At 61.5% G+C, this 12,957-nt stretch carries 9 protein-coding genes; 7 read left to right on the forward strand and 2 right to left on the reverse strand.

Annotated elements, in window-relative coordinates:
- The first annotated feature begins 91 nt into the window (after window positions 1–91).
- A complete protein-coding gene (locus ACIPQ1_RS28135) occupies window positions 92–448 on the forward strand; it encodes a hypothetical protein (RefSeq protein WP_250965584.1) in 357 nt (118 codons plus the stop codon).
- A 69-nt stretch (window positions 449–517) separates the two neighbouring features.
- Entirely contained in the window at window positions 518–1,009 is a 492-nt protein-coding gene (locus tag ACIPQ1_RS28140) for a GreA/GreB family elongation factor (RefSeq protein WP_446535116.1), read from the forward strand.
- Window positions 1,010–1,068: 59 nt separating this feature from the next.
- Here ACIPQ1_RS28140 and ettA read toward each other — a convergent pair whose 3' ends face one another.
- Window positions 1,069–2,733 carry an energy-dependent translational throttle protein EttA gene (ettA, locus tag ACIPQ1_RS28145; protein WP_030140297.1) on the reverse strand — a complete coding sequence of 555 codons (1,665 nt, stop codon included), beginning with the start codon at window positions 2,731–2,733 and terminating at the stop codon, window positions 1,069–1,071.
- A gap of 271 nt (window positions 2,734–3,004) precedes the next feature.
- Between ettA and ACIPQ1_RS28150 the strand changes: the two genes are divergently transcribed.
- The 5 genes from ACIPQ1_RS28150 (at window position 3,005) to ACIPQ1_RS28170 (ending at window position 11,552) form a co-directional block, all read left to right on the forward strand.
- Window positions 3,005–6,853 (forward strand): sensor domain-containing protein, encoded by a 3,849-nt coding sequence (locus ACIPQ1_RS28150; protein ID WP_411385676.1) that lies wholly within the window; start codon window positions 3,005–3,007, stop codon window positions 6,851–6,853.
- Window positions 6,854–7,010: 157 nt separating this feature from the next.
- Window positions 7,011–8,264: a serine hydroxymethyltransferase gene (gene glyA / locus ACIPQ1_RS28155; protein ID WP_039593914.1), complete on the forward strand. Its 1,254-nt coding sequence runs from the start codon at window positions 7,011–7,013 to the stop codon at window positions 8,262–8,264.
- 496 nt (window positions 8,265–8,760) lie between these two features.
- On the forward strand, window positions 8,761–10,074 hold the full coding sequence (locus ACIPQ1_RS28160; protein ID WP_411385677.1) for a C4-dicarboxylate transporter DctA: 1,314 nt from the start codon (window positions 8,761–8,763) through the stop codon (window positions 10,072–10,074).
- A gap of 58 nt (window positions 10,075–10,132) precedes the next feature.
- Window positions 10,133–10,837: a FadR/GntR family transcriptional regulator gene (locus ACIPQ1_RS28165; RefSeq protein ID WP_411385678.1), complete on the forward strand. Its 705-nt coding sequence runs from the start codon at window positions 10,133–10,135 to the stop codon at window positions 10,835–10,837.
- A 22-nt stretch (window positions 10,838–10,859) separates the two neighbouring features.
- The gene (locus tag ACIPQ1_RS28170; protein WP_411385679.1) at window positions 10,860–11,552 is read left to right on the forward strand and encodes a GntR family transcriptional regulator; all 693 of its coding nucleotides are present in this window, start codon (window positions 10,860–10,862) and stop codon (window positions 11,550–11,552) included.
- Window positions 11,553–11,692: 140 nt separating this feature from the next.
- Here ACIPQ1_RS28170 and yjiA read toward each other — a convergent pair whose 3' ends face one another.
- The gene (yjiA, locus tag ACIPQ1_RS28175) at window positions 11,693–12,661 is read right to left on the reverse strand and encodes a GTPase (RefSeq protein ID WP_250965592.1); all 969 of its coding nucleotides are present in this window, start codon (window positions 12,659–12,661) and stop codon (window positions 11,693–11,695) included.
- Window positions 12,662–12,957 lie beyond the last annotated feature (296 nt).

Below are 12,957 nucleotides of genomic sequence, written 5' to 3' on the forward strand. Positions count from 1 at the left end.
GCAACCAACGGATTGATCACCGCGCTTTCACGTCTCTGCGACGAATCCACTTCTAGACTTCTTGTAGGCGGGATTCGGCAGGAAAACGAAAATGAAGCGCGCGGCGATGGTACTGGGTGTGCTGATGTTGCTCGGTGGTTGTGAAACCACCCACGAAGACCTGATCGCCCGAGGTTATCCACCGGCCTTCGCCGATGGCTACGACGATGGCTGCAGCAGTGGCCGGCAAGCGGCCGGGGTGATCACCGGGCAGTTCAGGAAAGATGTGCCGCGTTACCTCAAGGACCCGCGCTACGCCGAAGGCTGGAGCGACGGCTTCCGCCAATGCCAGGCGATGCGTGAGAGTGAAGAGCGTAACGCCTACCGCGAACGCCATTGGGACGAACGTGAACGGGCCTGGCAGCAACAGAAGGACCAGGACGCCGCCCGGGCTTATCGCTCGCAGTAAGTCGCATACAGACATCTGTCGAAACCAAAACCTGCGACCATGGCCCAAACTCCAACAAGAGGAGGTTTCATGAGCCGCGCTTTCGTCAACGAAGACAACGCCGCTGCCCAGGCCGACCAGCCGGTCGAACGCCAGGTCAGTTCGCAGCCCAACTACGTCACATCCGCAGGGCTTGCCCAATTGCAGGCGCAGGTCGCCGAATTGCAGCAACTGCATAGCCAACAGACTGCCCAGGGCGAGCAAGCGGATAAACAGCGTATCGCCGATATCGAACGGGACCTGCGGTATTTCAATCAACGTCTGCAAAGTGCACAGATCGTTACACCGAGCAATTGCGATCAGGTGCGAATAGGGCACTGGGTGACCTTTGCCGATGAGCACGATCAGGAACAGCGCGTGCAGTTGGTTGGAGAAGACCAGGCCGATGCGGCCAATGGACTGATCAATTGGGGCTCACCGCTGGGGCGGGCGCTGCTGGGGGCCAGGGTTGGGGATGAGGTGGTGTGGAAGCGGCCGGTGGGGGAACTATCGATTGAGGTTTTAGCCATAGAGCCTGGGTGAAGGGCTGGCCTCATCGCGAGCAGACTCGCTCCCACAGGGTTACTGCTTAACCGGCCAGATCAAGCCAATTTCTTGTGCCGTACACGATGGGGCTGGGCAGCGGCTTCGCCGAGGCGTTTCTTGCGATCGGCCTCGTACTCGGTGTAGTTACCTTCGAAGAACACCGCTTGCGAGTCGTCTTCGTACGCCAGGATGTGGGTCGCCACGCGGTCGAGGAACCACCGATCGTGAGAGATCACAATGGCGGCGCCCGGGAAGTCCAGCAAGGCTTCTTCCAGGGAACGCAGGGTTTCCACGTCGAGGTCGTTGGACGGTTCGTCGAGCAGCAGGACGTTGCCGCCCTCCTTCAGGGTCAACGCCAGGTGCAAGCGACCGCGCTCACCGCCGGACAGGTCCTTGACGAACTTCTGCTGGTCGCCGCCCTTGAAGTTGAAGCGGCCCACGTAAGTGCGCGACGGGATTTCATAGTTGCCGATGCGGATCTGGTCGGAACCGTCGGAGATCTGCTGGAACACGGTCTTGCTGCCGTCCAGGTCTTCGCGGCTCTGGTCAACGCAGGCCAGTTGCACGGTTTCGCCGATCTCGATGCTGCCCGAATCCGGGGTTTCCTTGCCCATCAACATGCGGAACAGCGTGGATTTGCCCGCGCCGTTACCACCGATCACACCGACGATGGCGCCTTTGGGCATGGAGAACGACAGGTTGTCAATCAGCACGCGGTCGCCATAACCCTTGGTGACGTTCTTGAACTCGATGACCTTGTCACCCAGGCGCGGACCGGCCGGGATGTAGATCTCGTTGGTTTCGCTGCGCTTCTGGAATTCCTGGGACTGCATTTCCTCGAAGCGTTGCAGACGTGCCTTGGATTTGGACTGGCGGGCCTTGGCGCCTTTGCGCACCCATTCCAGTTCTTCCTTCATGGCTTTTTCATGGGCCGACTGCTGCTTGGATTCCTGGGCCAGACGATCGGACTTGGCTTCCAGCCAACCCGAGTAGTTGCCCTCGTACGGAATGCCCGCGCCGCGGTCGAGTTCGAGAATCCAGCCGGCGACGTTGTCCAGGAAGTACCGGTCGTGCGTGATCGCCACCACGGTGCCTGGGAAGTCGTGCAGGAAGTGTTCGAGCCAGGCGACGGAATCGGCGTCCAGGTGGTTGGTCGGTTCGTCGAGCAGCAGCATGTCCGGGGCCGACAGCAGCAGGCGGCACAGGGCCACGCGGCGCTTCTCACCGCCGGAGAGGTGTTCGACCTTCGCGTCCCACGCCGGCAGGCGCAGCGCATCGGCGGCAACTTCCAGCTGGCGATCGAGGTTGTGGCCGTCGCTGGCCTGCAGGATCGCTTCGAGCTTGGCCTGTTCGGCGGCCAGCTTGTCGAAATCGGCATCCGGGTCGGCGTAGGCGGCGTAGACCTCGTCGAGACGCGCTTGGGCGTCCTTGATCACGCTGACCGCTTCCTCGACCACTTCACGCACGGTCTTGGTTGGGTCCAGCTGTGGCTCTTGCGGCAAGTAGCCGATGTTCAGGTCCGGCATCGGACGGGCTTCGCCGTCGAATTCGTTATCGACGCCGGCCATGATTTTTAACAGCGTGGACTTACCCGAACCGTTGAGGCCCAACACGCCGATCTTGGCGCCGGGGAAGAAGGACAGAGAAATGTTTTTCAGGATTTCCCGCTTCGGCGGAACAACTTTGCTCAGCCGATGCATGGTGAAGACGTATTGAGCCATGGTGAACCTAGCGTCAGTGACAGGTGAAAAGAACGAGCCAGGCCATGCGCGGCGCGGGCTCTTGACGATCATCAATGCCTGCGGGCGGATAGAGCCTGGGAATCTGGAGCTGGAACGCTCTTGTTTGACCGGCAAAGCTACCTCAACCGTCGGTCAAGGTCCAGCCGCCCAGGGCTGGCACTTTGCCACAAGTCAAGGCATGCTAGCCGCCCTTCGGGCGTCCGGCTTATAGTGCACGTCGCGCCAGTCCAGCAAAACGCAGGATTACAGCTTGTCCAACGTCACTCCACCCCTGTCCCCTCGCGCACCCGCTGTCGTGCCCGGCTCGCCCCTGCGCGGGACATTGAAGGGGGCGCTGGCCACGCTGGTGCTGCTGTTGCTCGGCTTGCTGTTCTGGCAACTGCTCGATCAACTGCGCGAAACCCAGCAGCAACAGCGCCAGTACACCATCGACTACACCGCCGATCTCGCCGCGCAGGTCAGCCTGAACATGGCCTTGAACGCGCAAATCGCCCTCAACCTTCTACCGATCGTCGAACAACCGCAAAGTATCGACGAGCAGCAGGCCCTGGTTCACAAACTCCAGCAGTCGCTCCCCGAGCTGCGCAGCTTGGCATTGTTGAGCCCTTCCGGCCGGGTGCTCAGTGACAGTGATGCCAACAGCCACGATGCCGATTACCTGAGCGAACTGGTGCGACGCAGCCGGGCCCAGGCCCATTATTTCAGCAATGCCGAAGACGGCTCCGTGGTGCATCTATTGTTGCACCAGGCCAGCGGTAGCGGCCGTGGCTATTGGGCCCTGCGCTTGACCCCGAACTTTTTCGCCACCCTGACCAAGCAAGCCGATGTGGGGTTGCGCCCGCTATGGCTGGTGGAGAACCGCCTCAACCAGCAAATCATCAGCCGCGACGAGAGCCTGCCTTCGAGCAGCCCGACCCATCTGTCGCCGGATGACCTGAAAAGCACCGTACTGACCGTGCCCCTGAGCAGCAGCGACTGGCAACTGCGAGGGCTGTTCGACCGCCGCCAGGTGATCGAACAACTGTTGCCGGCCTTCATCGGCAAATGCCTGCTGGGCCTGGCGTTTTCGTTGTTGCCGGTGATCGCGCTGTTGAACATGCGTCGGCGCCAACGGCAGTTGCACGAGGGGCGGCGACGTTACCAGGATATTTTCGAAGGCACCGGCGTGGCCCTGTGCGTACTTGACCTGTCGGGGCTCAAGGCCTTTTTTGAGCGAGCCGGCCTGCACACGGGCGATCAATTGCGCGCCTGGCTGCAAACCACTCACCAACTCGAACAGCTGCGCCAGGAAGTTCACGTCACCGAAGTCAACCAGATGGCGTTGAAATTGCTCAACGTCGATTCCTGCGACCAGGCTTGGCAGTTGCTGGTCGGCAAAGGTGCGCAGGACAACAACCCCGTCGGCTCGAAGCTGCTCGAAGCGCTGCTCGACCAACACAAGCAACTGGAACTGGAGATCAAGCTCCAGGACGCCCATGGTCGCGACCAGCACCTGTGGCTGGTGCTGCGCCTGCCGGAAAAACAGCACGACTACAACGCGGTCATCCTGAGCATCAGCGACATCACCAGCCGCAAGCTGATCGAGCTCTCGCTGCTCGAACGCGAGGGGTTCTGGTCCGACGTGGTGCGCACCGTGCCGGACCATCTCTATGTGCAGGACGTCATCAGCCAGCGGATGATCTTCAGCAACCATCACCTGGGCCAGACCCTGGGATATGACCGCACCGAACTGCACCAGATGGGCGAGTACTTCTGGGAAATCCTGCTGCACAGCGACGATGCCGATCACTACCACAACCTGCGCCAGGAACAACGGCGGGGCGGCTACACGCAGTTGCTGCAATGCCAATTGCGCTTTCGTCATCGCAATGGCAAGTGGCGCTGTTTCGACATCCGTGAACAGGCCCTGGCCCGCGACCGACATAACCAGGTGACGCGAATCATCGGCGTGGCCAAGGACGTCACCGAGCAGATCGAGGCCAGCGAATCGCTACGCGACAGCGAACAACGCTACCGGATGCTCGCCGAAAGCATCAGCGACGTGATTTTCTCCACCGACAACAAGCTTTCGCTCAACTATGTCAGCCCGTCGGTGCAAGCGGTGCTGGGCTACACCGCCGATTGGATTTTCCAGAACGGTTGGCAATCGATCATCGCCAACCCGCAACAACTGACCGGCATCTACAGCCTGATGGACCGGGTCAGCAAGGCCCTCGACAAGCCCGCACAACTGGCCGAGCTGCGCAACCAGATGCAGACCCAGTTGTTCCTGTTCGACTGCCTGCGTGCCGACGGGCGCAAGATCCCCATCGAGCTGCGGTTGGTGCTGGTGTGGGATGAACATGGCGCGTTCGAAGGCGTTCTGGGTGTGGGCCGCGACATCAGCCAGCAACGTCGCGCCGAAAAAGACCTGCGCATGGCCGCCACGGTCTTCGAGCACTCGACCTCGGCGATCCTGATCACCGACCCGGCCGGCTACATCGTCCAGGCCAACGAAGCCTTCAGTCGCGTCAGCGGTTATGCTGTATCGCAAGTGCTGGACCAATTGCCCAACATGCTGACCGTGGACGACCAGCAGGAAGCCCACCTGCGCTACGTGCTCAAGCAACTGCAACAGCACAGCACCTGGGAAGGCGAAGTCTGGCTCAAGCGCCGCAATGGCGAGCACTACCCTGCCTGGGTCGGCATCACCGCGGTGCTGGATGACGAAGGCGACCTGGCCAGCTATGTGTGTTTCTTCAGCGACATCAGCGAACGCAAGGCCAGCGAGCAGCGCATTCATCGCCTGGCCTATTACGACGCCCTGACCCACCTGCCCAACCGCACGCTGTTCCAGGATCGCCTGCACACCGCGCTGCAATCGGCCGAACGGCAGAAGACCTGGGTCGTGCTGATGTTCCTCGACCTGGACCGGTTCAAGCCGATCAACGACTCCCTCGGCCATGCCGCCGGCGACCGGATGCTCAAGGAAATGGCCACGCGCCTGCTCGGCTGCGTCGCCGACGACGACACCGTGGCGCGCATGGGCGGCGACGAGTTCACCCTGCTGCTGCAACCGCGCGCCAGCCGTGAAATGGCGCTGAACCGGGCCATCAACGTGGCCGAGCAGATCCTCGCCAGTCTGGTCCGCCCCTTCGTGCTCGAAGGCCGCGAGTTCTTCGTCACCGCCAGTATTGGCATCGCCCTGAGCCCCCAGGACGGCAACGAGCTGAGCCAGTTGATGAAGAACGCCGACACGGCCATGTATCACGCCAAGGAACGCGGCAAGAACAACTTCCAGTTCTACCAGGCCGACATGAACGCCAGCGCCCTGGAGCGCCTGGAACTGGAAAGTGACCTGCGCCATGCCCTGGAGCAGAACGAGTTCGTGCTGTATTACCAGCCGCAGTTCAGCGGCGATGGCAAACGCCTGACCGGCGCCGAGGCCTTGTTGCGCTGGCGCCATCCGCGACGCGGGTTGGTGCCGCCGGGGGATTTCATCCCGGTACTCGAAGAACTCGGGCTGGTGGTGGATGTCGGCGACTGGGTCATCACCGAAGCCTGCCGGCAGCTCAGGACCTGGCACCAGGCCAAGGTCCGGGTGCCGAAAGTCTCGGTCAACATTTCCGCCCGGCAGTTCTCCGACGGCCAGTTGGGCACGCGCATTGCCAATATCCTGCGCAGCACTGGCCTGCCGCCGGCCTGCCTGGAGCTGGAACTGACGGAAAGTATCCTGATGCGTGAAGTCAGCGAGGCGATGCAGATCCTCGCCGGGTTGAAGAACCTGGGCCTGAGCATTGCCGTCGATGATTTCGGCACCGGTTATTCGTCGCTCAACTACCTCAAGCAATTCCCCATCGACGTGCTGAAGATCGACCGCACCTTCGTCGACGGCCTGCCCTCCGGCGAGCAGGATGCGCAGATCGCCCGGGCGATCATCGCCATGGCCCACAGCCTCAACCTGGCGGTGATCGCCGAAGGCGTCGAGACCCACGAGCAACTGGACTTCCTGCGTGAACACGGCTGCGACGAAGTCCAGGGTTACCTGTTCGGCCGGCCGATGCCGGCCAATCGGTTCGAAGCGCAGTTCAGCAATGATGCGTTGTTCATGCTCGACTGAGGCCCTTCAGCGCCTGTAGCGGCCTCATCGCGAGCCTGGACGACACACAATTGTCCATGAAACCCATTCGTCCAAGACATGACGCCCTTTCATATGCCTTCCAAAACCGGTTGAGGTAGAATGCCCCCCTTTTCTGCCCCGATCCTTGAGGACCGCCATGTTCAGCCGTGATTTGACTATTGCCAAGTACGACGCCGATCTCTTTGCCGCCATGGAGCAAGAAGCTCAGCGCCAGGAAGAGCACATCGAGCTGATCGCTTCGGAAAACTACACCAGCCCCGCGGTGATGGAAGCTCAAGGCTCGGTACTGACCAACAAGTACGCCGAAGGCTACCCAGGCAAGCGCTACTACGGTGGTTGCGAATACGTCGACGTGGTCGAGCAACTGGCCATCGACCGCGCCAAGCAACTGTTCGGTGCCGATTACGCCAACGTCCAGCCACACGCAGGCTCCCAAGCCAACGCCGCCGTGTACCTGGCGCTGCTGTCGGCCGGCGACACCATCCTGGGCATGAGCCTGGCCCACGGCGGTCACCTGACCCACGGCGCCAGCGTTTCCTCCTCCGGCAAGCTGTACAATGCCGTCCAGTACGGCATCGATGGCAACGGCCTGATCGACTACGACGAAGTCGAGCGCCTGGCCCTCGAGCACAAGCCGAAAATGATCGTGGCCGGTTTCTCCGCCTACTCCCAGGTCCTCGACTTCCCGCGTTTCCGCGAGATCGCCGACAAGGTCGGTGCCTACCTGTTCGTCGACATGGCCCACGTTGCCGGCCTGGTCGCCGCAGGCGTCTACCCGAACCCGGTGCCGTTCGCCGACGTGGTCACCACCACTACCCACAAGACCCTGCGCGGTCCACGTGGTGGCCTGATCCTGGCGCGCGCCAACGCCGACATCGAGAAGAAGCTGAACTCCGCTGTCTTCCCGGGTGCCCAGGGTGGCCCGCTGGAGCACGTGATCGCAGCCAAGGCGATCTGCTTCAAGGAAGCCCTGCAACCTGAGTTCAAGGCTTACCAGCAACAAGTGGTGAAGAATGCCAAGGCCATGGCCGGCGTGTTCATCGAGCGCGGCTTCGACGTGGTGTCCGGCGGTACTGAAAACCACCTGTTCCTGCTCTCGCTGATCAAGCAGGAAATCTCCGGCAAAGACGCCGACGCGGCGCTGGGCAAGGCGTTCATCACCGTCAACAAGAACTCGGTGCCCAACGACCCACGCTCGCCGTTCGTCACTTCGGGCCTGCGCTTCGGCACCCCGGCCGTGACCACTCGCGGCTTCAAGGAAGCCGAGTGCAAGGAACTGGCCGGCTGGATCTGCGACATCCTGGCGGACCTGAACAACGAAGCGGTCATCGACGCCGTGCGTGAGAAGGTCAAGGCGATCTGCAAGAAGCTGCCGGTATACGGCGCTTAATTAGCTCGCTAACGCGTAGCCAAAAAGGCCCGCATCGAAAGATGCGGGCTTTTTTATTGGCGTTCATTTTTAGCATCCTCTGAGGCGAATACCGGTAGAACACCTGTGAGGCTGGGATAACCATCTACCCCCTGTGGCTAGGGAGCTTGCTCCCGCTCGGTTGCGCAGCGACCGCAAAATGTTGGGGGCTGCTGCGCCCGAAGCGTTGGACCGGCCCAGCGGGAGCAAGCTCCCTCGCCACATGTTTGTGTCATGTCCTCGTTATTCGCTTAGGCCTTGGGGGCAAAATTTTTTCCAACCTGGGAGAGGCTCAAGCACAGGGCTTTCATCGCAACTGGTAAGACCGGTCAAGCCAAATCGCCCTAACCGGGCTTGCATACCCACGAAAACAGCGCCTAGACTGCGCCTGCACTGGACAAACCGGTAAGACCACAATAATGAAGTCCCGACGCCAGCCCCTCTGGCGAACAAGGACACCGAACCAGGAATCCCTCCCATGCTCAAATGGTGCTCGCGGTCGATCTTCCTTCAAGTTGTCCTCGGACTGGTGCTCGGCATCGTCTGCGGGCTTACCCTTCCCGAATACTCTGCACAGCTCAAACCCCTCGGCGACGGCTTTATCAAGCTGATCAAGATGCTCATCGGCCTGATCGTGTTCTGCGTGGTGGTCAGCGGCATCTCCGGCGCCGGTGATCTCAAGAAGGTCGGGCGCATTGGCCTCAAATCGGTCATCTACTTCGAAGTGCTCACCACCATCGCCCTGATCATCGGCCTGGTCCTTGCCTTCAGCACCGGCATTGGCAGTGGTGCGAACATCCACCTGGAGCAGCTCTCCAGCACGGACGTGAACGATATCGCCCAGCGCGGCCAGCACCTGGTCACCACTACGCAGTTCCTGATGAACCTGATCCCGACCTCAGTGATCGGAGCGTTCGCGGAAAACAATATCCTGCAGGTGCTGCTGTTCGCCGTGCTGTTCGGCAGTGCCTTGAACCTCGTGGGTGACGCCGCTTCCGGTATTTCACGGCTGATCAACGAACTCAGCCACGTGATCTTCCGCATCATGGGCATGATCGTGCGCCTGGCCCCTATCGGCGTGTTTGGCGCCATTGCCTTCACCACCAGCAAATATGGCCTGGACTCGCTGCAGCACCTGGGTAGCCTCGTCGGCCTGTTCTACCTGACCTGCATCGCGTTCGTCGCCGTGATTCTCGGTCTGGTGATGCGCGCATCGGGCCTGCCGATGCTGCCGTTTCTCAAATACCTGCGCGAAGAGCTGCTGATCGTCCTCGGTACCGCTTCGTCCGATGCCGTGCTGCCACAGATCATGCGCAAGCTCGAGCACCTGGGGATCGGCAGCTCCACCGTGGGCTTGGTGATTCCAACCGGTTACTCGTTCAACCTGGATGGCTTTTCGATTTACCTGACCCTGGCGATTGTCTTCATTGCCAACGCCACCGGTACACCCCTGGCCCTGAGCGATCTGTTGACCATCCTGCTGGTGTCGCTGATCACTTCCAAGGGCGCCCATGGCATTCCCGGCTCGGCATTGGTAATCCTGGCGGCGACGCTGACCGCGATCCCGGCGATCCCGGTGGTGGGCCTGGTGCTGGTGTTAGCCGTCGACTGGTTCATGGGCATTGGCCGGGCCCTGACCAACCTGATTGGCAACTGCGTGGCCACCGTGGCGATTGCCCGCTGGGAGAAAGACATCGATGTTCCTCGCGCGCGCAAGGTGCTGTCCGGCCAACAAGGCTATACCTTTCAACCCAGAAAACCGGTGGGCAGTGCCCATCACCAGCAATTCTGAAAGACGGCGATGCCGGCCCGCGAGCCGGCATTGCCTGTTGATTTCCAAGGAGTCACATGTGATCAGCTCATCGACCGTCGTCAATTCCGTGGTGGAGAAACTCCGCGCCGCCCTCGCCCGGGGCCAGTGGCGCTCGGGGGACATGCTGCCCGGCCAGCGCGAACTGGCCGAGCAACTGGGCATCAGCCGGCCCAGCCTGCGTGAAGCGGTGATCGTCCTGGAGACCCTGGGTCTGGTGCGTTCGATGCCCGGCAAAGGCGTCGTGGTATTGGAGGCCAATCTCAACGATACCGTCAGTGAAGGCAGCGCCATGGCCGGCGCGAGCCTGGAAGACCTGCTGCAACTGCGCTACACCCTGGAGCCCTTCATCGTCGGTCTCGTGGCCCAGTCCATCAGCAGCAAGGAAGTCGGCCAGTTGCGCCTGACCCTCATGGACATGCGCGAAGCCCTGGAAGCCAATGACAGCGACGCCTGTGCCAACGCCTACATCGCTTTCCATGAAGAACTGTTTGCCCTGACATCCAACCCGATCTTCCAGAACGTGGTCCAGCAGACCAGCAACGCCCTCAAGCAAAGCGCCGATGTGTTGCGTAACTCGCCCGAACACCTGGCCGAACGCCTGGAAGAAAACGAAGCCGTGGTCCGTGCCATCCGTGGCAAGAACAGCGCCCAGGCCAGCGCCGAAATGCGTCGGCACATTCTCCGGGAAGGCCAGCGCATGGGCATCGAATTGAATATTCCGGACGACAGCCTCGGCACTTGAGCCTGGGCCTGCGGAGACCGTCATGAACACTCTCGTTTCCCATCAACATAACCGCAATGTACTCGCCACCCTGCCCCTGCCCGGCCGGATCGGCAAACCGTCGGTGGACGATATCTACCCGCGGATCTTCGACGCCATCCTCGAACAACGCATTGCCCCGGCCAGCCGCTTCACCGAGGAAAGCCTGGGAGACGTGTTCGGTGTCAGCCGCAGCATCATTCGCCGCGTCCTGGCGCGCCTGTCCCACCAGCAAGTGGTGATACTGCGGCCCAACCACCGCCCCCAGGTCGCCGCGCCAGATCTGGAGCAGACCCGGCAGATCCTCCACGCTCGCCGCCTGGCCGAGCAGACGCTGGTGCGCCTGGCCTGCCAGGCGCCGCGACCGCAGGATCTACGACGGCTTCGGGATCTGGTGGAACAGGAACAGCACTGCCTGGACCGCGGCGAGCGTGGCCCGGCGATACGCCTGTCCGGCGAGTTTCACCTGCAACTGGCCGCCATGGCCGGTAACGCGCCGTTGCTGCAATTTCTCGGCAGCCTGGTGCCGTTGACCTCGTTGGCCCTGGCGCGACACGAGGTCAAGTCGCGCCGACATTGTGCCTGGCAGGAACACTTGGCGATCGTCGACGCCGTGGAAGGTCGCAACGTCAACGAAGCCGTGCGGCTGATGGACGAGCACCTGGACCATCTGGAGCAAAAATTGCTGATCAAATAGCTGTTGTGGCGAGGGAGCTTGCTCCCGCTGGGGGGCGTAGCCGCCCTCGCTTTTTGGCGGTTGCTGCGCAACCGAGCGGGAGCAAGCTCCCTCGCCACGAAAAGCGCCTCAGGCAGACGTTTTGACGAACGCATGCACAGTCAAAGTAGCGCGGCTTCGAATCCGGCGCGGATCTTCTCTTCAGGCAGTTCGTCGGCGATGAACACGATCACGCTTTCCCGGGCTTCGTCGGGGGCCCATTCGGTGTCCCAATCGAAACCGTACAACTTGAGCACGCCCTGGAACACCAGTCGACGGGGTTCGCCCGCGATATTCAGCACGCCTTTGTAGCGCAGCAGTTGCTTGCCGTGTTCTTCCAGCAATTGGTTCATGAACTCGCTGAGCTTGTCGATATCCAGCGCCTTGTCGGTGCGCAACACCAGGCTGCCGATGCGATCGCCCGGGGTGGCCTTGCCCACCGGTCGCAGGCTGAACCCTGCGCCCAGGTCCGCATTGAGGTTGAAGCCGCGAATGTCGAGCAACTCGGCCAGGTCGATCTGGCCGTGCTCGACCACCCGGATCGGCGCCCGCCGATTGATGCGTGCCAGGCGTTCGCCAAGGGCCTGGACCTGGGCGGCGTCCGCCAGGTCGGTCTTGCTTAGCAGCAGGCGATCGGCAAACCCGACCTGGGCCTGGGCGATGGCCTGGGCCAGGTGGATATCGGCGTGAGCGGCATCCACCAGCGTCAGAATGCCGTCGAGGATATAACGCTCGCGCAGGTCTTCGTCGATGAAAAAAGTCTGCGCCACCGGGGCCGGGTCGGCCAATCCGGTGCATTCGATCACCAGGCGATCAAAAGCGATTTCGCCGCTGTCCAGCCGCTCGAGCAACAGGTACAAGGCCTTGGTCAGGTCGGTGTGAATGGTGCAGCACACGCAACCGTTGGCCAGGGTCATGACTTGCACCGGCTCGTCGCCCAGCAGTTGGGTGTCGATACCGGCGTCGCTGAATTCGTTCTCAATCACGGCGATTTTCAGGCCGTGTTCGGCCTTGAGCAGATGGCGCAACAGCGTGGTCTTGCCGGCGCCGAGGAAGCCGCTGAGGATGGTGACCGGGATGGGAGAGGACAAACTGAATCTCCTTGATGCCTGAAAGGAAAACGGTTTTGTGGGAGCGAGCCTGCTCGCGAAGGCGGTGGATCAGTCGACATTATCATCAACTGACACTCCGCTATCGCGAGCAAGCTCGCTCCCACAAGGGATTTGTGACGTAAGCAAATCTTGAGGCCAACCCAAAACAACTGTGGGAGCGAGCTTGCTCGCGATAGCGGTGTGTCAGCCACATCAATGGGTGTGTCAGCCACATCAATGGCGACTGACCTGACGCCTTCGCGAGCAAGCTCGCACCCACAGGGTTGCATCATCCA

Source organism: Pseudomonas sp. LARHCG127 (assembly GCF_052871455.1).

Excerpts from the sequence above, each read along its gene's own strand:
- ACIPQ1_RS28135 (WP_250965584.1), top strand. The coding sequence starts at position 92 with ATGAAGCGCGCGGCGATGGTACTGGGTGTGCTGATGTTGCTCGGTGGT.
- ACIPQ1_RS28140 (WP_446535116.1), top strand. The coding sequence starts at position 518 with ATGAGCCGCGCTTTCGTCAACGAAGACAACGCCGCTGCCCAGGCCGAC.
- ettA (WP_030140297.1), bottom strand. The coding sequence starts at position 2,733 with ATGGCTCAATACGTCTTCACCATGCATCGGCTGAGCAAAGTTGTTCCG.
- glyA (WP_039593914.1), top strand. The coding sequence starts at position 7,011 with ATGTTCAGCCGTGATTTGACTATTGCCAAGTACGACGCCGATCTCTTT.
- ACIPQ1_RS28160 (WP_411385677.1), top strand. The coding sequence starts at position 8,761 with ATGCTCAAATGGTGCTCGCGGTCGATCTTCCTTCAAGTTGTCCTCGGA.
- ACIPQ1_RS28170 (WP_411385679.1), top strand. The coding sequence starts at position 10,860 with ATGAACACTCTCGTTTCCCATCAACATAACCGCAATGTACTCGCCACC.